Annotated in this window: 21 protein-coding genes; 9 read left to right on the top strand and 12 right to left on the bottom strand. The window is 58.5% G+C overall.

From position 1 onward, the window contains the following. Positions 1-2: 2 nt before the first annotated feature. The 7 genes from BLU29_RS18695 to BLU29_RS11765 all read right to left on the bottom strand — a co-directional run bounded on the left by BLU29_RS18695 (position 3) and on the right by BLU29_RS11765 (position 6,514). On the bottom strand, positions 3-131 hold the full coding sequence (locus BLU29_RS18695) for a hypothetical protein (protein WP_255401040.1): 129 nt from the start codon (positions 129-131) through the stop codon (positions 3-5). 415 nt (positions 132-546) lie between these two features. Beyond that, on the bottom strand, positions 547-1,131 hold the full coding sequence (cysC, locus tag BLU29_RS11790) for an adenylyl-sulfate kinase (RefSeq protein ID WP_091058106.1): 585 nt from the start codon (positions 1,129-1,131) through the stop codon (positions 547-549). Further along, the gene (locus tag BLU29_RS11785) at positions 1,128-1,775 is read right to left on the bottom strand and encodes a sulfotransferase family 2 domain-containing protein (protein ID WP_091058103.1); all 648 of its coding nucleotides are present in this window, start codon (positions 1,773-1,775) and stop codon (positions 1,128-1,130) included. Before BLU29_RS11785 ends, cysC begins: the two co-directional genes overlap by 4 nt. 277 nt (positions 1,776-2,052) lie before the next feature. Then, the gene (locus tag BLU29_RS11780; protein ID WP_091058101.1) at positions 2,053-2,751 is read right to left on the bottom strand and encodes an ABC transporter ATP-binding protein; all 699 of its coding nucleotides are present in this window, start codon (positions 2,749-2,751) and stop codon (positions 2,053-2,055) included. Then, the gene (locus tag BLU29_RS11775) at positions 2,748-4,010 is read right to left on the bottom strand and encodes an FtsX-like permease family protein (protein ID WP_091058098.1); all 1,263 of its coding nucleotides are present in this window, start codon (positions 4,008-4,010) and stop codon (positions 2,748-2,750) included. The genes BLU29_RS11780 and BLU29_RS11775 overlap by 4 nt, the downstream gene beginning before the upstream one ends. 18 nt (positions 4,011-4,028) lie before the next feature. Next, positions 4,029-5,165, bottom strand: coding sequence for an efflux RND transporter periplasmic adaptor subunit (locus BLU29_RS11770; protein WP_091058097.1), 1,137 nt, complete (start codon positions 5,163-5,165; stop codon positions 4,029-4,031). After that, positions 5,162-6,514: a TolC family protein gene (locus BLU29_RS11765; protein ID WP_091058094.1), complete on the bottom strand. Its 1,353-nt coding sequence runs from the start codon at positions 6,512-6,514 to the stop codon at positions 5,162-5,164. The genes BLU29_RS11770 and BLU29_RS11765 overlap by 4 nt, the downstream gene beginning before the upstream one ends. 222 nt (positions 6,515-6,736) lie before the next feature. Here BLU29_RS11765 and BLU29_RS11760 point away from each other — a divergent pair, with 222 nt between their 5' ends. Then, positions 6,737-7,546, top strand: coding sequence for an ABC transporter permease (locus BLU29_RS11760; protein ID WP_091058092.1), 810 nt, complete (start codon positions 6,737-6,739; stop codon positions 7,544-7,546). Between the two features lie 360 nt (positions 7,547-7,906). Further along, the gene (locus tag BLU29_RS18760) at positions 7,907-9,292 is read left to right on the top strand and encodes a polysaccharide ABC transporter ATP-binding protein (RefSeq protein ID WP_091061116.1); all 1,386 of its coding nucleotides are present in this window, start codon (positions 7,907-7,909) and stop codon (positions 9,290-9,292) included. Between the two features lie 95 nt (positions 9,293-9,387). Here the strand turns inward: BLU29_RS18760 and BLU29_RS11750 are convergent, their stop codons facing one another. The 5 genes from BLU29_RS11750 to BLU29_RS11730 all read right to left on the bottom strand — a co-directional run bounded on the left by BLU29_RS11750 (position 9,388) and on the right by BLU29_RS11730 (position 13,188). Beyond that, the gene (locus tag BLU29_RS11750; protein ID WP_091058090.1) at positions 9,388-10,161 is read right to left on the bottom strand and encodes a class I SAM-dependent methyltransferase; all 774 of its coding nucleotides are present in this window, start codon (positions 10,159-10,161) and stop codon (positions 9,388-9,390) included. After that, entirely contained in the window at positions 10,106-10,561 is a 456-nt protein-coding gene (locus BLU29_RS11745) for a GNAT family N-acetyltransferase (protein ID WP_091058088.1), read from the bottom strand. Before BLU29_RS11745 ends, BLU29_RS11750 begins: the two co-directional genes overlap by 56 nt. After that, complete coding sequence (locus tag BLU29_RS11740) at positions 10,558-11,367, bottom strand: hypothetical protein (protein WP_197677701.1); 810 nt, start codon at positions 11,365-11,367, stop codon at positions 10,558-10,560. Before BLU29_RS11740 ends, BLU29_RS11745 begins: the two co-directional genes overlap by 4 nt. Positions 11,368-11,513: 146 nt before the next feature. Further along, positions 11,514-12,476, bottom strand: a complete 963-nt coding sequence (locus tag BLU29_RS11735) for a glycosylase (RefSeq protein WP_091058083.1) — start codon at positions 12,474-12,476, stop codon at positions 11,514-11,516. Between the two features lies 1 nt (position 12,477). After that, positions 12,478-13,188, bottom strand: a complete 711-nt coding sequence (locus BLU29_RS11730; protein WP_197677700.1) for a WbqC family protein — start codon at positions 13,186-13,188, stop codon at positions 12,478-12,480. 489 nt (positions 13,189-13,677) lie between these two features. On the opposite strand from BLU29_RS11730, the gene BLU29_RS11725 reads away from it, so the two are divergent. The 7 genes from BLU29_RS11725 to BLU29_RS11695 all read left to right on the top strand — a co-directional run bounded on the left by BLU29_RS11725 (position 13,678) and on the right by BLU29_RS11695 (position 22,359). Continuing rightward, positions 13,678-14,781 carry a DegT/DnrJ/EryC1/StrS family aminotransferase gene (locus tag BLU29_RS11725; protein WP_091058079.1) on the top strand — a complete coding sequence of 368 codons (1,104 nt, stop codon included), beginning with the start codon at positions 13,678-13,680 and terminating at the stop codon, positions 14,779-14,781. Between the two features lie 114 nt (positions 14,782-14,895). Next, complete coding sequence (locus tag BLU29_RS11720) at positions 14,896-16,041, top strand: glycosyltransferase (RefSeq protein WP_091058077.1); 1,146 nt, start codon at positions 14,896-14,898, stop codon at positions 16,039-16,041. Positions 16,042-16,071: 30 nt separating this feature from the next. After that, positions 16,072-17,979, top strand: a complete 1,908-nt coding sequence (locus tag BLU29_RS11715) for a hypothetical protein (protein WP_091058075.1) — start codon at positions 16,072-16,074, stop codon at positions 17,977-17,979. A 79-nt stretch (positions 17,980-18,058) separates the two neighbouring features. Beyond that, entirely contained in the window at positions 18,059-19,111 is a 1,053-nt protein-coding gene (locus BLU29_RS11710) for a glycosyltransferase family A protein (protein ID WP_091058073.1), read from the top strand. Between the two features lie 10 nt (positions 19,112-19,121). Next, on the top strand, positions 19,122-19,889 hold the full coding sequence (locus tag BLU29_RS11705; protein WP_091058070.1) for a class I SAM-dependent methyltransferase: 768 nt from the start codon (positions 19,122-19,124) through the stop codon (positions 19,887-19,889). Then, on the top strand, positions 19,876-20,646 hold the full coding sequence (locus BLU29_RS11700; RefSeq protein ID WP_091058067.1) for a class I SAM-dependent methyltransferase: 771 nt from the start codon (positions 19,876-19,878) through the stop codon (positions 20,644-20,646). Before BLU29_RS11705 ends, BLU29_RS11700 begins: the two co-directional genes overlap by 14 nt. 33 nt (positions 20,647-20,679) lie before the next feature. Continuing rightward, the gene (locus tag BLU29_RS11695; protein WP_157693816.1) at positions 20,680-22,359 is read left to right on the top strand and encodes a hypothetical protein; all 1,680 of its coding nucleotides are present in this window, start codon (positions 20,680-20,682) and stop codon (positions 22,357-22,359) included. Positions 22,360-22,398: the final 39 nt, after the last annotated feature.

The raw sequence follows: 22,398 nt of genomic DNA, 5'->3' as shown, positions 1-22,398 counted from the left end.
GGTTAGCAGCTGCCTTCCTTGCGCGGCACGGCGCGGATTTCGGGGCGCAGGGCCACGGATGCGGGTTTGGCGGCCATGGCCATGGCGGACCGCGTCAAAAACGCCGGAACCAGACCGGCGGCGGCGACCAAGCCCCCCAGTTTGGCCAAGAATGATTTACGCGAACAAGGCGAACTCACGGTGTGTGTGCGGTTCAAAATCCCCTGTAGGAGAAGAAGCCCTTTCTCCAATGTAAAACAAAATTTCCACCCAACCCGCCCGTCAGGCGCTTATTAGCCACGTCGACGTCGGAAATTTTCCCGCTAATTGCGCAAACTCCATGGCTTGGGATTCGGAGACGGAGGGCGAAGTGGGAGGAGGCAAGTGGTAAAGGCCAAGGGCGAAGCGCCGGGACACGATTTGCCCGGGCTCTTAGCCGCGCCCTTGGTGCCATCCTTCTTTGCCTTCACCGTTTTGCGCTTAGCTGCTGGCGTATGTCCTCAGGTTTCAGGTCTCAGATTTCCTTCTGCCTTCTTCATTCTCCCTTCCCCTTTCTCCCACCTCTGGTCAACCAAAGCGCTTCCAACAGAATTTCATCAATTCAAGCTGCAGCTCCTCCACCGTATGCCGGTCGGTTTGCATGCGCAATTCCGGCCGGACCGGTTTCTCGAAAATCGAATCCACACCGGTAAAGAATGGAACCATTCCTGCCGCAGATCGCTGGTAAAGGCCCTTCGGATCGCGCCGGCGGCAGACTTCCAATGGCGCATCGACCCAGATCATATCGAGCCGGTCTACGCCGATAATGCTTCTGACGAGCCGGCGCAGGTTCTCCCGGGGCGTGATGAATGCCGCCAGGACCACCTGACCCTGCTCCTTCGCGAGCTTGGCCAGTTCCGCCGCGCGCCGGATGTTCTCGGCGCGGGCGTCGTCCGAAAATCCCAGGTCGTGGCACAAACCCGCCCGCAGTTCGTCGCCATCGAGCAGGAGAACGGTTCTTCCCTCCGCGCGCAACCCCTCCGCCAGGCCCGTGGCCAGCGTGGTCTTGCCGGCGCCGCTCAGGCCGAAAAACCAGAACACATGGCCCCGCCCTGTCCGTTCAACCGATGAATTCGCTGTCGCTGGGGATGCAGGAGCCGGGGTGGTTTTCATCCGACAAACCGCAGGGCGACCTTGCGCCGGGCCGTGAACTGATCATGGCACTCGGAGTAGATTCCCGCATCGATCTCGTTCCAGGCCAGGATGCGGGCCCGCACTTCCGGCCCGAGGGCATAACCGGTGTGCTCGCGCGCCGGATTGATATTGTCCCGCCTGACCGGTTGCCGCGGCAGGCCGAATTCCTGGCAATAGCGTTCCATGGCTTCCTCATAATACTCCGTGATGCCGATGAAGGCGAAATCCGCCGGCTGCTTGCGGCCCATGAACACCGCCATCTCGTTCCTGGCCTCGGGCAATTCCGCAAATTCGAGCAAGCCGAGCCCCTGCTCGTGAATCATCCGGCTGACGTAGTTCCGCGGGTCGGGATCGCGCAGCCGGTGGTAATAGGATGAAACCACCCGCTCGACGGGATTGCGCACCCAGGTGATCAGGTTGGCCGAGGGAAAGCGCTCCGCCAGCTCGTGCGCCACGAAGTGCCCGTGGACGCAGGTGGCACTCTTCGGGATTTCGGGGAGAACCCGGCCCCAAGCATCGGTGATATCCCAATAGCTGAGAACAAAGCCCGGACCATAGAATTCCTTGAGCATGTTCCGGAAGCTGACGCCTCCGGTCTTTGGAATGTGAACGCTGAGCAGCATATAACGTATATTTTTATACTATATATGATCAATGCATCGGCCCATGCATCCACCACAATCATTTTGAGTTGAATAGATTGCAGACCGCTTGCAACCCGGCAAGTCCCAATCGGGACATTGTTCCTCGCCAACATGGGACCGATAAGAGGAACTGATTCGCTCCCGTTCATCGCGGGAAAAATCCAGTGTGCCCTATTTTAAACCAACGATTTGGCCATATCACGCCGGAACCGCCCACACTGTCATTCGATTTCTCCCCCGCATGCAGCGGGGCAGTTTAGCAAAATTCCCCGTCGCGCATCGGCTTGATCTCGTCGCAGCGGTTCGCGATGTCGGGATTGTGCGTCACCAGCACCACGGCCTGGCCGTTTTCCTTGGCCAGCCGGGTCAGCAGGTCGAACACGAGGCCGGAATTCTTGACGTCCAGGTTGCCGGTCGGCTCGTCGGCCAGGATGATGGCCGGCTGGTTGGCCAGCGCGCGGGCGACGGCCACGCGCTGCTGCTCGCCACCCGAGAGCTGCGTCGCCAGCCGGTGACCCTTCTCCCCCAGCCCGACGTCCTGCAGGAGGGACTGCGCCCGCTCGATCATCTGCTCCTCCGGAAGGCGGCCGAGTTTGCGCATGGGCATCATCACGTTGTCCAGCGCGGAAAATTCCTGCATCAGGAAGTGGAACTGGAAGACGAAGCCGATGTGCTCGCAGCGCGCGGCCGTGCGCTCGAGATCGCTGCTGTTGGACATGAGCTGGTCACGGATCCAGATGGAGCCGCCGTCCGGCTGGTCCAGCAGGCCGAGAAGATAGAGCGTCGTGCTTTTGCCGCAGCCGGATGGGCCGACGATGGCCGTCACGTGGCCGCGGCGGGCCTCGAAGGAGACCCCGCGCAGGACGTGCACCCGTCCCTCCCCCTGTCCCAGGTAGCGGTGGAGATTCTCGCAGCGCAGGGCGATCTCGGAGCCGGTCTTGATCGGGGCGCTCATTGGGAAGTGCCGCGGATGATGTCGCCCGGCTCCAGGCGGGCGGCCCGGCGGGCGGGAATGACGGCGGCGGTCATCACGACCACGGCGGCGGTTACGGTGGCCACCACGTAATGCCAGATATTCCAGGAGACCTGGAAGCTGTCGGCCGAAAAGATACCGCGGATCTTGATCGGATATTTCGAGACGCCATAGGTCACGGCGGCGCCCAGCCCCCAGCCGCCAACGGTGCCGATCACCAACACGATCGCGCCAAGCCAGATGAAGATCCGTGAAATATCGCTCCGGGTGTAGCCCATGGAACGGAGGATCGCGATCTCCTTGGTCTTCTCGATGACGATCATCGCGAGGGTGTTGAACATGCCCAGGCCGGAAATGAGAATGATGGTTGAGACGGTCAGGGCCGCCGAGATCTGCAGCGCCTTGAAGGCCGAGAGCCAGCTCTCCTCCCGCTCCTGCCAGCTCTTGGAGCTGTGCCGGAGCACTTCCTCCATTTGCACCGCATCCTGCGGGGCCCGGTCGCGGTCAAACAGCGCCACCTGGATGAAGGAGGCCCCGCTGGTTTTTTTCAGCAGTGAGCGCGCCTCGCCAAGGTGCAGGTAGATGCGCACCCGGTCGATGTCGCTGACGCCGGTCGAATAGATGGCCGACACCCGGTAACGGCGTTGCTCGGTGCCGGCCTGCAGGATCAGGGAGTCGCCCACCACGACCTGCAGGCGGTCCGCCAGCACCTTCCCCATGATGATGCCCTGCGGGCTGCTGCGAAAATCGTCCAGGCTGCCGCTGCCCCGCAACACCTGCGCGGCCAGGTCGGAGACGGCGAGGTGGTCGTCGAGCTTGATGCCGTAGATCTTGGCGGAGTCATTCTTGAAGGAGCTGTCGGCGATGACCGAGCCCTCGACCACGATGGAGACGCCGGCGACGTTGCGGAACTCGCGCAGGGCCTTGGTCAGGAGCTCCGGATCCTCCACGCCCTCGATGTATTTGCGCGCCGCGCGGTCGGCCCCGACCTCGAACTTGCTGCCGCCGATGTCGTGGCCGGCCGCGGCCATCGCGAAGATCGTGTCCTGCATCTTGTCCTCGATGCGGATGGCGCCGTTGGTGCCCAGGATCGTCCGGATGAAGAACTGCTCGAACCCGCTGGTCTGCGCCTGGGTGACGATGAAGAAGCCCACGCCAAAGATGATGCCGGCCAGGCTCATGAGCATGGAGCGCTTGCGGGCCGTCAGGAAGCGGAGGGCGATGCGGAGATTGTTGGACACGGCGCGCTGGCCCGGCGGTTAGTTCGACAGAACCTGGGTGCGCACGCGTTCGCCCTCGCGGAAACGATCCTGCTGCTCGACCACCACCAATTCGCCCGCGGCCAGGCCGCTGAGAATCTCGACCGAGTTGAGGCCCTCGTAGCCCTTCGTGATCTTGCGGCGCTCGAGCTGGCCGCCGGCGACCACATAGATGTAATCCCCGACCAGCGCGCGACGCGGGATGGTCACCGCGTTGGCGCGCTCCGCGATGATGATGCTCACCTCGCCGGTCAGGCCGGGCAGCAGCACGCGGCCCTCCGGCAGGGCGATGTCGAGGAAGAGGGTATAGCGCTGGGTGGCCGCGTCGGCGGACGGCAGGATCTTGGAAATCTTCGCGTTGTATTGGTCGGCCCCGAAGGTGAGGAAGCGCACGGAGGCCTTCTGCCCGAGCTTGATGGCCGCGAAATTCTCTTCGCTGATCTTCGCCTCGACGGTGCGGCCGACGGCGATGATGGTGGCGATGGGCGAGTTGCTTCCGATCAGGTCGCCCACGCGCGTGGTGACGCTCGTGACCACGCCGTCCGAGGGGGCGATCACGGTCATTTTGGCCTTTTCCCGCTCCTTGGCGCGGAGGCTGTTCTCCCAATTCTCCAGCGCCAGGCGGTTGTTCACCTCGTCGAGCTCCATTTTCTGCTCGAGCTGCTGGTGGAGCCGGCGCTGCTTCTCGAACTCGGCGGCCGGATAGGCGCCGGCCTTCGTCTGGCGCTCCAGGTTGTCGAGGGTGTCCTTGGAATTGAGCACCTCGGGCCGGAGGGTCGAGCCGAGTTCCACCTTCCGCTTGGCCGCGGTGATCTCGTTCTTGATGCGCTCGATGTCCAGGTCGACGTCGCCGGTGTCAATCTGGACCAGGGTGTCGTTCTTGTAGACCCGCTTGCCCACATCCAGCGAACTCGCGCTGACGCGGCCGCCCACCTCGCTCTTGAGCTCGATGGCGAACTCGGCCTTCACCTCGACGGTGCCGGGCACGGTGCGCACCGCGATGGCCGTGACCGCCGGCGCAACCAGCGCCACCGGGCGCAGGGTGTAGGAAACGCCATACGCGATGCCGGCCACCACGACGGCCGCCACCGCCAGCCGGAGGAACCAGTTCGGAGATGCTGATTTGACCTGGCTCATTTGTTCGCCGCGACGTTCGCCACCACCGGATCGGCCATGACCGTGCCGAGGAAGTCGCCGATCCGGTAAAGATAATCACTGCGCCCGTTGTATGCGTTGATCTGGGCATCCATCAGGGCGATCCGAGCCCAGCTCACATCGTCCTCGGAGCAGACACCCCGGGCAAACTCATCTTGCTTGGTCTTGAGATTGCCCTCGCTTGCGACCATCGCGCGGTCGGTGATGACCATGCTGCGGGCCGAAAAATTGAGCTGCTTGACCTGCGTCTGGGCCTGCTGGGCCAGCCGCTCGGTCAGGTCCTTGTAATCGTTTTCCATCTGCCGCTTCCGGGCGATCTCGGAGCGCACGGCGGCCTGCGAGGAGAAGCCGTCAAAGATCGTCCAGCTGGCGGAGACGCCGCCAAAGAGCGAGTTGACCCGGTATTTCTGCGCCACGTTGAGGGTATAGCTCTGCTGGTCCTGGCTGGCCCCCAGCACCGCGTTGAATTTGGGCTTTAGCCGGGTGGTCTGGTTTAAATAATTCAGTTTTTCATTTTCCAGCTGCTTGCGCATGATAACCGCCTCCATCGTGGGCGGTTCCTTCTGGCCAAGATAGTCCGCCAGCTGGCGGTCGTAGACGGCCGCCTCGTAGGCGGCCACCGGGATCGTATCTGGAATCGCATCGTCCAGGAGCGGCTGGCCGGACAGCCGGGCGAATGAGACCTTCGCCATCTCGAAGTCGAATTGCGCCCGTTCGCTGGCGATCTGCGCCTGTTCCGCCGCCAGCCGGATCGGAAAGATCTGAAACTCGGAAATCACCTTCTGGGCCAGGCGGGTCTCTTCTTTCTGCAGCTGGTCCTTGGTGTATTCCTGGTAGGCCACCGCCCGCTTCACGGAAAGTTTCTGCACGATCAGCCGCATGTAGTCCCCGCGCAGGGTCTGGGCCAAGGCGCGGTAGCCGTCCTGAAATTGCCCCTTGGCGATGCTCGCCTGGATCTCACCCATCTTGGCGTTATTACGACGCTCGCCCCAATAGAACACGGGCTGGTTGACGGAGAGATTGTAGGCGATCTTGATGACATTCAGGGGCCCGGTAAGATCGGCCCGGGTGTCGCGGGAGTCGTAGTAGCTGGCCCAGCCGCCGACGCTGGGCAGCACGTTGGCCCGGGCCTGGATCCGGTTGTTCTCGGCGATCTCGAGATCCAGCACCCGGTTGAGCATGCGCGGGGATTGCTGCACCGCCGCCGCCAGGATCGGCTCCAGTTGCGGGATGATTTTCTCCGGCAGAACGGGTCCGCCCGCCGCGGTCTCTCCAGCCAGGATTTCACCGGCCAGCAGCGGCAGCACGAGGAACAATCTGAGGGTTTTCATAGTGAGGTGCAGAATGGACAGGGCGCCGCAAAGGCAGTGCCTTGGCAATCAGGAAATTTGTCGCCTGCCCTCTGAATTCGATGGTGGATTGACCCTGCCGGCCTGTCATGTCGGGTCCGGGCGGATGGGCCATGGCGGGGACCGGCCGGCTCCCGACCACGCCGGTGTTTTTTCTTTTCTCGCGCTCCCGCTCCCACCCTATAACTGCTTTTGCATCAATCGATGCTTCGCCGCCTCCTGCCCTTTGCCGCCGACCTCTGGACGCACCGCGAGCTGCTCTGGCAGTTCACGCTGCGCAACGTGGAATTGCGCCACAAGGGCAGCCATCTCGGGCTCATCTGGTCGATCCTCAACCCGCTGCTAATGCTGGGCCTCTACGTGCTCGTCTTCGGCTTCATCTTCGGCGGGAAATATGGTGTAAGCCCCAACGAGACCCGTCTGGATTACGCCCTGGGCATCTTCCTCGGCTTGACGCTGTTTCATTTCGTCGCAGAGGTGCTGGGCGTCTCCTCCAGCATCATCGTGGGCAACCCCAATTTCGTGAAGAAGGTGGTGTTTCCTCTCGAGATTCTGCCTGCGGCGAACGTCGGCGGGGCGCTGTTCCACTTGCTGATCAGCCTCGGGCTCGCGTTGCTGAGTCTGCTGCTCTTTGGCCATGGCATCCCCGCGGGCATCCTGTGGCTCCCGGTCATTATTTTTCCGCTCGTCCTGTTAGGACTGGGGCTAGCATGGCTGATCTCGGCCTTGGGGGTGTTCTTCCGTGACATCGGCCAGGTTATGCAATTCCTCTCCACGGCGCTGATGTGGGCGAGCGCCGTGTTCTTCACGGCCCAGAAATACCCGACCGCCTGGACCTACCTGCGCTTCAATCCACTGCTGCTCGCCATCGACCTCACCCGCGACGCCGCGCTCTGGGCGCGCCCCCTCAATTACCACCACCTCGGTTATCTCTACCTGACCGGGTTCGCTGCCTGTTACCTTGGCCATCTCGCTTTCAAGCGGATAAAACCGGCTTTCGCCGATGTTCTCTGACAGATCAACCCCAATCCACGGATGCTATCTTCTGGACTTTCGAGCTCTCCTGGGGAAGCAATGCCACTCTGGCCAAGCCGCTCATTCAATCCCTCCACTTGAGGCTTCACGACGCTACAACATGTAGCCGCTTCCGGTGCAGTTAAATGCTTTGTGCGCCACAAGGTAGAGGTTGCCAGCCTGCATCGCAGCGCCAACCTTTCCTCCTTGCAAATGAACGACCTCGCCTGCGCCACCCCTTGACGCCACAATACCTGTTTCCCGAAACACTTACGGAATGAATCGTTTGACCGGCTCTGTGTTTCTCGTTTTTGAAATTACGAACGCCCCCCAAACTGCAGGGATAATCCATTGAACGACATGACCCCACAACCAGTCATTTCCGTTCAAGGCGTCAGCAAAATATACCAAATCTGGGAGTCGCCCGGCGCACGCCTGATGGCGCCTTTGCTTGAAACTCTGGCCACTATTTTTCCTGGAAAGGCCAGACAGTGGTTACAAAAGATAGCAGCTGGTTACTATCGCGACTTCTGGGCCCTCAAGGACATTTCCTTTGCAGTCAAGAAAGGTGAAAGTGTCGGCATCATCGGCCGTAATGGATCGGGCAAGTCCACGCTGCTGCAAATCATATCCGGAACCCTCCAACCAACCTCAGGAACGGTGCAAGTAAACGGAAGAGTCGCGGCCTTGTTGGAACTCGGAAGTGGCTTTAATCCGGAATTTACTGGGAGAGAAAACGTCATGCTGAATGGCGCGATCCTCGGATTTTCCAGAACTCAAATGGAAGCGAAGTTTGCTGAGATCGCAACATTTGCCGATATTGGAGATTTCATCGATCAGCCCGTCAAGATCTACTCAAGTGGCATGATGCTTCGTCTTGCCTTTGCCGTCCAGACTGCGGTTGAACCTGACGTATTGATCATCGATGAAGCCTTGTCGGTTGGCGATGCTCCATTTCAAGCCAAATGTTTTGCGCGCATCCGCCTGCTGCAAAGCACAGGATGCTCGATCCTTATCGTCTCCCACGACCCCGGCACCGTTCAAACCTTTTGCCAGCAAGCTGTCTGGCTGGCCCACGGCATTGCCCAGTCCCAAGGTGCCGCCCAAGAGGTATGCGGAGCTTACAATCGCGACTGCGCCCGAGCCATGGGGATGGACCACGCGGAGCCGCTAAAGACCAGCCAGGTTGCTCCAAAGCTCATGACCGCTGATCAATCTGTCTGGTTGACGGAAGACCGTGCCGAGTTCGATAAGAATGCGCGTATCAAGCGAAGCGGTAACGGCCGCGTGCAACTGCTGAATTTTTTCTTCGTCGGAGAAACCGGCAAACGCACGACTGTCATGCGCTGGGACGAGGAACTAACCGCTGTCTATGTCCTAGGCAGCGCAGGAGGCTACTCCGGATTCTTCCGCCTCGGCCTAACTTGCGTAACTCTCCATGGCGTGGAACTGCTTTCGTTCTCAGACCGCACCCATCAGTATCGCTTAGACCTGCCCGCTGGCGGCAGTCAAATTGTCACGATGCCGGTGCGCCTGCCCTTGAGGGCAGGACAGTATTCAATCTATTCGGGTGTCTTCTTATTTCCGGATGAGGCCCTATTCCCCAATGGCACGCTCGATTTCACGCGGGCCATTGTGGCCGATAGCATTTCCTACAGCGCGTTCATCACCATCTTGCCGCAGTTCAATCTCGGCATCTATGGGCCCGTTCATATCGATACGGATATAATCATGCAACAGAGCTGAACGCTGGATGCGACGCGGACCGCGGCACCCCGATTTCCGCGAACAATCCTTAACAAGGCTGAGTAGTACGAGCGACCACTGCGCGGCCAAGGGCATCAACCCTTCGAGCAAAGAAGAAATATGCTAGCGCAAAGATCAGGATATTGCATGCCCAGGTTATAGCAGCCCTCCAAATATCCCGGGGACACTATCTTGTTCTTTATCACAGCATCCAACTGGAAGTTGGCGAGCGCCTTGAAGAAGATCCCAGAACGCACCACAATCTTAAGCCCGGCCTCCCTGGCATCGCGTTCCAAAGTATCAAACGAATAGGTCACGCGGTGCCCGTGCCTGCCTTCCGATTCGGTCACGGCGGCATTGTGGGATACCACAGCCATTTTTGCCGCGATCTGCCGGGAAGCCGCATGGGCATTGGGACAGACAAGAAACAGCTGGCCGGTATCGGCGAGCCACTCGTCATTCACCCGCCGGAGAACGGCCACCGGGTCATCCACGTGCTCAAGCACGTGCGTCATGAAGACTGCGTCGTATTTCCGCTCCAAGGCAACCTGCTCGAAGGTGCCATGGATGAATTTGGCCCGGCGCCCGACTTTTTTCTTTGCCACCGCAATGGCCGCGGCCGAAGCCTCCACGCAGTCCACCCTTTTGAAGCGGGCCAGCAGGCGTTCGGTGAACAGCCCTTGATAGCTGCCCAGTTCGAGCGCGTTCCCTTGGCGCAAGTGCGGCTCAAACGTCCGCATCATGTAATGATGCATGACCTCGAGATCAAAATCATACGCGTATTTGTGGGTCCGCGTATTCTTGAGTTCGGAATTATAGTTTCTTTTCACGCAGAGATAAGACCATGCTCGCCGGTTCGTCCTCGCCATCAGCTAAGACAACGAAGCCAAATTTGGAATAAAACTTTTGGGCGGCAAGATTTTGAGGACTCACTTCGAGGCGGATACTGCCGCAGTGGCGCAACCGGGCATCGGCAATCAACCTGGCCAGGAGGCTGGTCCCAATCCCGCGTCCGGTCAGGCTGGGATCCACGCTGACGTTACTCACAAATATTTCCGGCTCATTGCCGGCCCCGAAATAGGCGGCCACCAAGCCGATCAGCCTTTCGTCCTGCCAGGCTTCATACCTGGTGGCGAGCTGATGCAGCTTGCTGGCGTAGTGATCGAGGTCCACACGATCGCTGAGACGGGGAACGTAGGCTTCATCGCAGGCTATTAGATGCCCCTTGATCAGGGCGTCGCCCGACTCGTTGATGGTATATCTGATCATTCCAATACGGCCAAGCCAAAGCCAGTTTTGCCAAATGCATTGCCATTGTACAGCAAGTGAACCTGTCCGTTTAGCTCAAACAGGTGCGGGTAGCACATCATTTCTGAATCCCAGCCGGACGCAGATCGTTCCAGCCCCAAGGATTGGTCGTCCCGGCTCCAATTGTATCCGTCGGCCGAAACCGCATAGCCAAGCCTGTATCCGTTTTCCCGGTTGTGCCGGAAGTCAAAGGACGCGCGGTAACAAAACACCATGTGGAACAGACCATCCCGGAAAATCACCGTGGGCAGGGCCTGCGCTTCCGTCTCCCCGAGCCGGTCGCTGACGATCGGCTCGCCCTCGGTGGGTTTTATCCAGTACTTCAGGTCATGGGAGATCGCATGACCAATCTTATAGGTCCGTTCAGGCGCGGGGTGCCCGGGACGACGGTGCCATGCAACCCCAAAGATATACCACATATGATAGTGGTCGCGGCCTGCGCAAACGAAAGGGTCGCCGACCAGGAAAGGCTCCTTGGGTGAACTCGCTAGCACGGGGCCATCGCCGAGGCGCACGAAGGTTTCGCCGCCGTCCTCGCTCATGGACAGGCCGATGGCCGTCTCGACGGGCACTGATTTTCGCCGGCTCCAACCTGAAATGAAGCCATAGAGCGAGGTCCGATCACGGAAGACATGAAACGGAAAAATGCCATGTTCATCGTAGGCACCAACAACCCCGCGGCGGATAATCGGCCGGTCGCTAGGGCGCAATATCGCTGAGAACTGGCGGTCGAACTCCACGAAAGCCACGTGGCTGATATATTTCATGGTTCCGGCATCAATCGTCCGGGTAGAATAATAGATCCTCACGCGGTCAGCCAAGACCAGGGCCTGGGGCGACTGGGCGTAAAGCAATGGCCCGGCCGGATGACTGTGAGCCGGGTCGAATATCCTGCCGAGTTTTCGCCACTTCATCAAAGCGAGCCGTCCTCCAAAACGGCGAAGCCGAAGCCCTCGCGCCCAACCTGATTTCCCAGATAGAGCATATAAATACTGTCGTTCAATTCGAACACGTGCGGGTAACTCACCATTTCCGAATCCCATCCATCCGCCGAGACGCCAATCCCCGCGTTCTCATCGCAGCGAACCCAGTTCAACGCGTCCGCCGATTTCGCGTAGCCTATGCGATACCCCTTCTCTTTGCCCCGGTAGTCGACACTGTAGCGGTAACAGAAGAACATGTGCCACAGACCGTCTTTGAAGAAAACGTCGGGGCTCGCCTGGGCCTCGTCTTCTTCGAGCACATTGGTGATCAAATCCCGGTTTTCCCGCCGCCAGGTCACGCCATCGGACGAACGCGCCATACGTATTTTATAAACAGGCTCCATCCGATCATTGTGTTTGAGCCATTTCCGGCCGGCAATGTACCATAAGAACCACTCATTGTGATACCTTCTGATCTTTGGACCACTTAGAATGAAAGGCTCGTGCAACGATGGGCCGAGCACGGGGCCGCGATCTAATTTGGTAAAGGTGACTCCATTGTCCCGGCTGACTGCCTTGCCGATGGCGACATCAAAGGGGACCGACTCGCAGCGGGTCCAACCGCCATAATAGGCATGGAATTCATGATCCACCCTGATGACCGAAACCGGATAAGTCCCGAATTCGTCAAACTCGCCGACTCCGCCCAGTGGCATGATGGGGGTTTCCGCCAGACCGATGATCCTGGTAAGGTCCTGTCGGTCGAAATCCACGTAGGCAGTATAGCTGACGTAGCTGCCGTCGGCCTCAGGACTTGGTCTGCAAGAGAAATACACGCGGAGGCGATCCTCCATGAGGACGGTGGACGGCGCCTGGGCAAAGGCATGCATCCACGGGCGACCGAGATGGTCCTGCGGCTTGAAGATCCGGCCTAGTTTTCTCCAGATGGCCATGTTAGCCGTCTCTATTGTCATCGTCCTTGCTGCTGATCAATTCGTGCTTTTTCACCTCGTTGGCCACCGTCTCCCGGGAAAGGAACATGAGCACATCAATAATGGAGAGGCGCGGTGCGAATGGCTCTTGGAACTGCGAATAAGTCGCTATGTTTGGGCTGAGGAACACCAAGTCTATGCCATTTTTCCTGAACTCCGGTCCAGAATACAGCTCTTCTCCTCCCATCGAGTTGATATAGGTTGTAGCCTTTAAGTCCTTGCAGAGAGAGATCACCCGGTCCTGCCCATGCTTCGCGGGATGGCTCTCCACCTCGGAGGATATGACTATCTTCGTCGCGATGTTGAGATAATCGCAAACCGCCCTGATCGACTCGTTCAAGTAGCGGAAGAGATTCTTCTCGTCCTGGGCCAGGCATTTTTTGGCGAGGCTGAACCCTTCCTTGAAATGCGGCGCCCTCGAATAAGCCGCTTCCAGCTGTCGCAACACGGACTGGCCGTCGTAGTCCGGCACGATTCTTTTTTCGTTAATCGTGGCGGAATCAGAGCCCTTGACCAAAGGAACGGTGAAAACCTCCGCCTTTCCGTTCAGGAGAAACCTGTTTCTGTTAATCCATCCTTTTTTCGTGTACTTCACCTCGTCGTATAAAACAAAAACATCAACAGAAGATATGAGCTGAAAGTAGCCGATGTACGGAAGGATGTACGGCTGCATAATTGCAATTCTCATAACTGGTATGGTGATCTGCGTCAGTGATTCGAAGGTTACAGCTACACTGCAAAGCGTTTTGACTAAATGTGTGGTTCGTCTCTGTAACTGCAAGGGATGTGTTAATCTACCGCAAAAGGCCTCATACAGGTCCTCGATGATTTCGCGGGAACCCTAGTTGATGCCAGGCAATCGGGCGAGGGAGGAGAAAGTGGTCGTTGAGTTCTCGATGACGCCGTTCCCGGAGGAACGGCAGGCGACCTGAAGCCATGCCCCAAAGCCGGACAAGCAAGCTGGAGTTCGTGGAGGGTAATCATACCCACCGGGGCGACTTCGGGAAGCCGGTGATTCTGCTTATCCGCCTTCTTCGCAATCCGCGCCCTCCGCGCGCTTGATCTCCTTGCCTTCCAGGCCAATCTAAATCCAGATTTGCCTCGATGTGCCTTCGCCAAAAACTGATCCTGGTTCCCGAACGGTGCTAAAACCATAACCACCATGAACGAGACCCTTGGCGGTGGAATTATGGTAACCCGCAGCATGCTACCGCCGTTAGAGGAGTATGTAGACTACCTGAAGCTGATTTGGCAGAGTCACCATCTAACCAACAGTGGCCCCCTTTCTCTTGAACTTGAAAAGCGGCTTAAGGAATTTCTGGGCTGCGATGAACTTTCGTTCGTAAGCAATGGAACCATTGCGCTCCAACTTGCCCTAAAAGCCCTCGACGTTCGCGGCGAGGTTATCACCAGCCCGTTCAGTTATGTAGCGACGACCAGCGCCATATTGTGGGAAAATTGTTCGCCCGTCTTCGTCGATGTCCGACCCCAAGACCTCACCATCGATCCCAAGCAAATTGCCGCCGCGATCACTCCGCGTACCTCGGCTATCCTGGCGACCCATGTCTACGGCTTCCCTTGCGAGCTGGAGGCGATCGCCAGGCTCGCCCGCCAGTACAAACTAAAGGTGATTTACGATGCGGCGCACACTTTCGGCTGTCGCGTGGATGGCCGCCACCTTGCGACGTACGGTGACATCAGCTGCCTGAGTTTCCACGCGACCAAAGTCTTCCACACTGCTGAGGGCGGAGCCGTGGTGATCAATGGCGATCCCCCGGTGGCCGAGCGCGTCCGGTTGATGCGCAGCTTCGGCCACAGTTCCGACGACCACCGTTGCGTGGGCATCAATGGAAAGAACTCTGAACTTCACGCCGCTATGGGCCTGTGCAATCTGCCGCGGGTACCCGCGGCCCTGGCCATGCGCCAGCGACTTCACGCCCACTATGTTCAACTGCTCGCCGGGTCGGCCGTTAAGGTCCTGCATTCGGCCCATCCGAACCTGGATTATAATTACGCCTATTTTCCAGTTTTGCTGCCAGACGGAGCCGCCGTGGCCCGAACCCTTGCCATCCTTGCCGCGAAGAACATTCACCCACGCAGGTATTTTTTTCCTTCAATCAACCAGATACCGTACATCCAGGGTGGAGCCTGTCCCGTCTCGGAGAGGGCCGCCCAGTCGGTTTTGTGCCTGCCCCTTTCAGACCTGGTTAGCGCGGAGGTCCAGGAAACCGTCGCGACCGCAATTCTCCAGGCGACCCGATACTGAGCCAGACGCGAACCGGAAAGCTCGTATACGGGCGCGCAATTTCCCTTTGCCCCGGACGTTCGCCCACATGCAAGCTCCATTGCCAATTTGGTGTCGCCACTCAATCTGAACCATATGACCCCCACCGTAAGTGTTTGCATCGTTACCTACCAGCACGCCGCATTCATCAAGCAGGCCATCGAGGGCGCATTGGCTCAAAGGGCGGATTTCCCCTTTGAAGTACTTATCGGAGAAGATGGCTCGACTGATGGCACCCGCGAAATCTGTCTTGAATACGCCCGGCGTCAGCCCAACCGGATCCGGGTTTCCTTGCGCGACCGGACCGAAGTCTTATCCGGCGGCAGCCCGGCATATATCGCGCGCAACTTCCTCATGACTCTGCGCGAGGCCCACGGCGATTTCATCGCCCTCTGCGAGGGCGATGACTATTGGACCGATCCAACCAAACTTCAGCGACAGGTCGACTACCTCCGTGCCAATCCTGACTGCGTTGGTTGCTTCCATGACGCCAAGCTCGTGGATGCAAAGGGACAAACTTTGCTCGAAAGCTATTTCCAGTCAGAACAAGAAGAATTCACACAACGCGATGCACTGGAATCTTTGCTCAGCCGTGAACCGACTTGTTCACTTGTTTTCCGCCGCACGGCCCTTGCCGAGCCCTTGCCTGAATGGTTTGTGAGCCTGCCCTGCGATCTCTACCTTGACATCCTCCTGACCAACCACGGTTCCCTCGGTTTCGTCCGGCGCAACATGGGCGCGTATCGGAAACATGTCGGTGGCATCTGGAGCGGGCAGAGGGAGGCCCCCCAGCTTATTGAGCTCATCATTCGCTATAAAGCGCTTCTGGCCGTCACTGCTTTCGAGAAGTATAAGGGTTTACTCCTTCAAAAAATCGCTGAATTCCAAGCCGCACTCTTTACCCGCAAAGACGCGGCGGCGGAGATCGGGCGTCTCGAGAAGATCGTCCAAGAGCAAACTCAAGCCGGCAAGTCCACGGAGGTGGAGTGCGCCAGGCTCACCGTCGAAGCCAAGGACGCACAGAAGCACATCGACGACTTGCTGCTTCAACTCAAGAACCTGGCCGCCACCTCAATCGAGCAGGCCAACCATATTGCCATCTTGGAAAAGGAACGCGACCGGCTTGACGCCCTATCGACCACCCGGGCCCAGGACTGTGAGCATTACCTAAAGACCATCGGCGAACAGACGGCCTACATCAAGGCCCTGGAAGCTCAGCGTGCGTTGACTACCCGGAAGTGACCTGTTCGGTTCCGCCTGCCCTCTCTGCCCATGGCCCACGAGTACCACGACCTCATTGTATCGGCGATCGAGATCAATCCGCACCATGGCGTAGGTATTCTGCTGCAGCGTCTCTTTCCCGACTCCACCAATTTGGTTACCTTGCGTTCCTTCAGTGTCTATGGAGGTGAGGAATCTTTCGGCATCGGTCATCACGAACTGAGATCAGTAAATCTCACCGTGGCTGAAACCGAGGTCCGGTTGAAAGCAATCCTGGCTCGCTATCGTATCCGGCGGATTCTGTGTGTCCCGTATTACCGGGAGGACTTCATCCATGGGCTGCTGGCGCACAAATTGACCCAGGCGCCGATCTGCACCTACCTCATGGATGATCAGAATGTCTTTTCCTCCCATGTTCCCGATCATTGGGTGGAGAGCCTGCTGCGCGTCTCGGATCTTTGCCTGGGCATATCCCCGGAAATGTGCGCCGCCTATCAGCACAAGTATGATTATGCGTTCCATCTCCTGCCTCCGCTGGTGGAACGCAGCGAGCCCTTGGTCCCCTGCTACTGGCCGCCAGATGCCTCCGCCCCCCTGAAGGTGGCCATGATCGGGAATGTGTGGACCGCCAACCGGTTTGAGCAGTTGCGCACGCTCCTTCGCACGGCAGACCTGCACGTTGATTGGTATGGCAACGGATCCGCCGCCAGTTGGCTGCCGGGTACGCCGGAGGATTGGGAAGCAGACAATATCCATTGCCTGGGCCATCTGCCGGAGGATGACCTGATCGCCTCGCTGGCGTCCTATCCCTGCATCCTCGTGCCCTCGGGCAGTCTCGACCAAGACGATGACAACCTGTCCTTCTCCCGGCTGAGCCTACCCTCCCGTTTGATCTTTCTCCACGCCCGTACCGATACTCCGGTGCTGCTGCTCGGGAGCGGGGATTCCGCGGCCGGCCACTTTATCCTGAATCTCGGCACCGGGCTGTGCTCCGCTTATCAAGCCCAGGACCTGCGTCGTCAACTGGCCCGACTCCAGGACCGGACCGAACACCTCAAGCTTCGCCAGGCCATTCGCCACTGGGCACCTCATCTTATCCTGCCCAATGGCGGCCAGTGGCTGTGGGAATCATTGGCCCGGCGTTTGCCCCTGCCAGCAACATTTGATGCGGCGTTCCAACGCAAAGCAGACGATACGGCCTGGCTGAGGAGCGTGCCTCCTGCCCAACCCAAACCGGACCGACCTGTGCCAGCCGCGTATGAGCGCCTGAGCGATGATGCCATGAAGGCGTTCGCATTTCTCCGCAGCACGCACCTGCCTTTGTTGGGCCCCAAAGGAGCGGCCCAACCGATTGCCGACGATGTGGAAATTACCCAATTTCTGGAGATGTTGACGGGGTATCTCCTGAAAAAACTGCTGCCCAGCGGCGGTGACTTGCTGGTGTTGGGTTCCCACATTCCGGGTTGGGTCAGTGAGTTGCCCGCCAATACCGCCGGCTGGCGTATTCGGGATATCGCAGAATGGCAGCAAAAGGGTTTCGCGCCCGAAGCCAGCCACTTGGTAAGTTTAACCGGCAACGAATCCTTTCCCCGGCCCGTGGCCAATTTCGATGCGATCATCAGCACGACCTGGCTGCATCAGGTAATGACGCCTGAAGCCCTGGCCCCTCTTTCCAGCTACCTGACCCGCCACACAAAGACGGGCGGATTCAATCTTCATGCCGTCACGGCAGTGCTTAATCCTGGTTATTTTTGGACGTACCCCGCCCATGCTCATCTCCGCGCCCATTGGGGCCTGAAGGACTGGCCAGGGATGGATGAAATCCTCACCGCCCCGGACCTTTTTTGCATGAACGAAGAAACCTATGCCAGATGCTGGCAGCCCAACACGGGGAAAACCTACCAGGACTTCGGCAAACCGCTTGGCCTGTTCATATTTTGGCGGAAGCCAGTGGCTTGACGCCCAACTGGCCAAGCTTTGCCTTGTGTCGGGGAACGGGGTGCGAATACAAATGATTTCCTGATTTCGCACACCCACCATGCCCGGCCTTAAGACCCCTGTTCTCTTCCTCGTTTTCAACCGGCCCACTGAGACCGCCCGGGTGTTCGCGGCCATCCGGGAACAGCGACCGCACAGGTTATATGTGGCCGCGGACGGGGCCCGGCCTGACCGACCAGGAGAGTTTAAGCTGGTGCAGGAAACTCGGGCTATCCTGTCCCAAGTGGATTGGCCCTGTGAATTGAAGACTCTGTTCCGCGACTCCAATCTGGGCTGCGGCCTAGCGGTCAGCGGCGCGATTTCATGGTTCTTCGAACAGGTCGAGGAAGGAATCATCCTGGAGGACGATTGCCTCCCCCATCCGGACTTCTTCCCCTACTGCGAGACCCTGCTCGAACGGTATCGCCATGAACCCCGGATCGCAACGATCGCCGGCACCCACTTTCTCCCCGCGACGCTGCCGCATGAGCACAGCCATTATGTCTCAAAATATTTCCAGATGTGGGGCTGGGCGACCTGGCGGCGCACTTGGGAGCTTTATGATTTCGATCTGAGCAAGCTCAGCCCCGAAGGCTGCAGCGAGCTGTTGCCAGCAATCCATCCGATTTCCGTCGAGTGCAAATACTGGATCCAGATTTACAACGCCCTCAAAGCCGGCGCAATCGATACGTGGGATTTCCAGATGTTTTTCAGTTCCTGGCGCACCGGGGCCAACCACATCATGTCTGGGCGCAATCTGATATCAAATATTGGTTATGGCCCAGAGGCGACCCATACCAACTTCGCCAGCTCAATGGCGGAACTCCCCACTCAACCTCTCACTGTGGGTCCTGAATCCGTAGCTCTGACGCCCGACCCCATCGTGGATAACCTCATTTTCTATCTACGTTTCATGGAATCGCTGACCCACACTTACTGGTTGGAGCAGGTGATTTCACCGGACCAACAATTGGGCGCCGTGCGCAATGAGTTGGCGAAGCGGAACCGCCTCTTCCGTCAGCTCGAGCTCGAGTTAAACGAAAAACGCCGCCAGTTGCTCTCCGCCACCCAAGCCCTGGTCCAACAGCACGCCACTAGCAACCAGATGTCTTGAATCATCCCATATGAATATTAATGCCGCCAGTCCGCGTTACCCCCAAATCAAAGCCGATGTTGACAGGGTTGAAGGTTTTCTGGCCGACACCAGTATCGCCGTCTGGGACTCCCTGTTGGAATATCAAAAGACCCGCTATATTACCGGTCACTTGGGAGAAATTGGCGTCTACAAAGGCAAGTCGGCCACGATATTGGCCCACCACCAGTGCTCGGGTGAGGAGCTCTGGCTGGTTGATTTCTCCAATTTCATTGATGAAGCCAAGATCAACCTCGCATCGATCACGCCGAACGAGATTCGCTACATTAAACAAAAATCCGTCGAGTTGTTTCGCAGCCCCGATTTGGCGACCCACCGACGCACATTCCGTTGGTTTCACATCGACGGGGAACACACTGGGCAGGCTGTCGCCACCGATCTCGCCATCGCCCACGAGCTGCTCGCGGATGATGGCATCATCTGCATCGATGATTTCCTCAATCCCGCCTATCCTCAGATCTCAGCGGCCACTTTCGCCTTTCTGCAAGCCCACAGGTTTGAACTTACTCTCTTTGCCTGCGGCTACAACAAGGGTTATATGGTCCGTCCGACTTATGCCCGGCATTATCTCCAGATGATCCGTGATACCTTGGCGAAGGAGCTACGGGCGCGTGGGCTGGATAACTTTACCCTCTGGAAAACATCACCGGGCGCGGATTTTGACTGCTGGGGAATCCACTTCCGCTACGGCGACCGGGATTACCGCGGCTTGGATTCCAATCCCAATGAATTCTGTTGATCCATCATCCACTCTTATACCGATGCATTCCCAATGGCCCTCGCCTGAAAATATCGCCGGCTTCAGTTATTCCAGACTGAGCCACTTCACCCTTTTCAACGATCTGCCGTTCAAATCTTACAATGTCGGCGATCCCAATCCCACCATCTGCGACCTGAAGGTATACCAGGATTACCTCACTTACTGCTTCATCCGGCGCAACGTGCGGCCCGGAGCCCGGATCCTTGAGGTGGGCGGGGGCGACAGTCGCATCCTGAAATTCTTCTCAAGTGAGTATGAATGCTGGAACGCCGACAAATGCGAGGGTCTGGGCAACGGTCCGACCAAGTTCACCTCCCCACACTATCGGATAGTCTACGATTATGTGGGTTCGTTCAATAAGGAGCTTCCTGATGACTATTTTGATTTCGTCTTCTCCATTTCCGCCCTGGAGCACACGCCTGAAGATCAGGCGATCAGGGTGAATGTGCTCAAGGACATGAACCGGGTGCTCAAGCCGGGCGGTTTCTCGTTCCACTGTTTTGACGCCATCCTGCGCCCGGCCGGCGCATCCTGGGTCAACGGGTTGATCCCATACATATATGCCAATGCTCCCTTGCTAACGAAGTTTGTGCCTCTCTCCGAAATCGATACCGACGCCGACACCTATGTCATGTCGCAGCACGCCTATGATGCAAATTGGAAGCCGATTACCAAGGACGACTATTCCATCTTCGGTCGACCCTTTTCGTTAAACCTGAGCTGGCGCAACAGCTAGGTGATTATCGCCCAGAGATCCAGTTATCCCGTCATGGCGTCCAGCAATCCACCGCGCTCACCGAGGACCGCAATCGCCCTGCTGCTGCTGGGCGGCCTGGTCTATGCCGGGCTCTATCTCCATTCGGCGAAGTTCGGCCTATATGAGGATGACTTTTGGCTGCCGCTGGAAGCAATCCTGACGCCGCCCGGCGGCATCATCTCCCGCGGCTGGTATTATCTCGTGCACCCGATCCAGGGCCGGCCGCTGCTGGCTTTGACTTACACACTCATAGCCGGCGCCAATGCCATCGGAGGATTATGGGGCGTGCACCTCGGCGCGTACTTGATCAAATTTGGCTGTGCTGCCGTCGCCTTTTCGATCCTGCGTCGGTTTGTCAGTGAATTCGCTGCGCTTTTGGGCGCCGCGCTGTTTATCCTAGAACCTTCCCATACGGCGGGCCAGCTCGTCATCCATTCTTATGGCGTGTTTCTCGCCTGCTTCTTCGCTCTTGGCGCCCTGCGCCTTTATCAGGCGCGGCACCCTTGGTGGGCAATGGCGGCCGCCGCGATTTCCATGCTCATGGTGGAAAGCTTCATTATTTACTATATCGTCGCCCCCCTGCTGCGCATCGAGCGCACGCGTGCCTGGGTGCGGCGCGCCATCATCCATGCAATGGGAGTCGCGCTCCTCATTCTGGCGGTTCTCTTGGGGCGGTGGTTCGCGGGAGAGCAACGCGTGGTGCAGTATGCCGGCTCACCCCGGGAAACTTTCCGCTTGGTTTCTGAAACGATCGTGAATGGGACCAAGACGCATGCCACGAACCTCTGGGTCAATGCCTCGTCGTCGGTCGCGGAATTATTTCACCAGTCTCCGGTGTTCGCGATTACCCTATTTTTCACCGCGCTGGTCTTCACGCGTGCTGCTTTGCTTTATTTTTCATCCCCTCGCCAGAGCGACCTCGAGGATTCAGACCTGCGTCTTGGCCTGTTTCTCTTCTGCTTGGTCGCCGTGCCGGCCGCCTATGCCACGGCTTTCAAGTATCATCCGGCCACTTGGACCGGCGGGCGGTTGTCATGGATCCATTTTCTCGGCGCGTTTCCCGTCGCGGCCGTGTGCGCCCTGCTCATCGATGCCGGTGTCCGGACCAATCGCGCCGTCCGGCTGATTTCCGTTGCGGGCTGCGCGTTGGTGAGCGTGGCCGTGGGGACCTTCCAGTTGCGCATTCAGAACATATATGTCCAGTGCTGGGCAAACCAGCGGCAGATGTTTGGCGAAGCGCTGAGCGGAACCCCCGACCTGGGTCCGCGCTCGCTTATTGTCGTGAACCTGCACGGTGCCCCGGCGACAACCGCCGTCATGAGCAGCTCATGGGCCGATACCCTGGTGTTGGATCAAGTTTTCCGCTGGCCACCCGATTGGTCCGGCCCGGCAAATTTCTTCGCCAGCAACGAACCCGATACACTCACCCTCGCCGCCTCACGTATGGTTAAAACCGGGGAGGAATGGAAGTTCTCATTGCGGCCCTGGCTTGGACCGGAGGGGCAATACGTCGCAGTCGATCCCAAGCGCATTGCCTACTTCGAATATCATGACGGACACTTTCTTCGCCAGGCTCGGACCTGGATGGTCCAGGGTGTCCCGCTTTCCCTGTCCCTCGCCCCCGCTGACTCCGTTATTTCCTCCCTCCGGCCGGACGGACCGTTAGCGGCCATATTACTCGGAACGCACTAATCCGCAGACGGCAGAGTCATGCTGTTGCAGCTTGCAAGA

It is taken from the genome of Opitutus sp. GAS368, assembly GCF_900104925.1.
Taxonomy (GTDB): domain Bacteria; phylum Verrucomicrobiota; class Verrucomicrobiia; order Opitutales; family Opitutaceae; genus Lacunisphaera.
Note: the sequence above shows the minus strand (reverse complement) of the source record. Positions and strands in the feature narration are given on the sequence as shown.

Coding starts and splice junctions, on each gene's coding strand:
- BLU29_RS11720 (WP_091058077.1), top strand. CDS start 14,896: ATGACCCCCACCGTAAGTGTTTGCATCGTTACCTACCAGCACGCCGCA.
- BLU29_RS11750 (WP_091058090.1), bottom strand. CDS start 10,161: ATGGCGAGGACGAACCGGCGAGCATGGTCTTATCTCTGCGTGAAAAGA.
- BLU29_RS11730 (WP_197677700.1), bottom strand. CDS start 13,188: ATGCAGCCGTACATCCTTCCGTACATCGGCTACTTTCAGCTCATATCT.
- BLU29_RS11715 (WP_091058075.1), top strand. CDS start 16,072: ATGGCCCACGAGTACCACGACCTCATTGTATCGGCGATCGAGATCAAT.
- cysC (WP_091058106.1), bottom strand. CDS start 1,131: ATGAAAACCACCCCGGCTCCTGCATCCCCAGCGACAGCGAATTCATCG.
- BLU29_RS11770 (WP_091058097.1), bottom strand. CDS start 5,165: ATGAGCCAGGTCAAATCAGCATCTCCGAACTGGTTCCTCCGGCTGGCG.
- BLU29_RS11705 (WP_091058070.1), top strand. CDS start 19,122: ATGAATATTAATGCCGCCAGTCCGCGTTACCCCCAAATCAAAGCCGAT.
- BLU29_RS11740 (WP_197677701.1), bottom strand. CDS start 11,367: ATGAAATATATCAGCCACGTGGCTTTCGTGGAGTTCGACCGCCAGTTC.
- BLU29_RS11780 (WP_091058101.1), bottom strand. CDS start 2,751: ATGAGCGCCCCGATCAAGACCGGCTCCGAGATCGCCCTGCGCTGCGAG.
- BLU29_RS11700 (WP_091058067.1), top strand. CDS start 19,876: ATGAATTCTGTTGATCCATCATCCACTCTTATACCGATGCATTCCCAA.
- BLU29_RS11745 (WP_091058088.1), bottom strand. CDS start 10,561: ATGATCAGATATACCATCAACGAGTCGGGCGACGCCCTGATCAAGGGG.
- BLU29_RS11760 (WP_091058092.1), top strand. CDS start 6,737: ATGCTTCGCCGCCTCCTGCCCTTTGCCGCCGACCTCTGGACGCACCGC.
- BLU29_RS11765 (WP_091058094.1), bottom strand. CDS start 6,514: ATGAAAACCCTCAGATTGTTCCTCGTGCTGCCGCTGCTGGCCGGTGAA.
- BLU29_RS11785 (WP_091058103.1), bottom strand. CDS start 1,775: ATGCTGCTCAGCGTTCACATTCCAAAGACCGGAGGCGTCAGCTTCCGG.
- BLU29_RS11735 (WP_091058083.1), bottom strand. CDS start 12,476: ATGGCCATCTGGAGAAAACTAGGCCGGATCTTCAAGCCGCAGGACCAT.
- BLU29_RS18760 (WP_091061116.1), top strand. CDS start 7,907: ATGACCCCACAACCAGTCATTTCCGTTCAAGGCGTCAGCAAAATATAC.
- BLU29_RS11710 (WP_091058073.1), top strand. CDS start 18,059: ATGCCCGGCCTTAAGACCCCTGTTCTCTTCCTCGTTTTCAACCGGCCC.
- BLU29_RS11725 (WP_091058079.1), top strand. CDS start 13,678: ATGAACGAGACCCTTGGCGGTGGAATTATGGTAACCCGCAGCATGCTA.
- BLU29_RS11695 (WP_157693816.1), top strand. CDS start 20,680: ATGGCGTCCAGCAATCCACCGCGCTCACCGAGGACCGCAATCGCCCTG.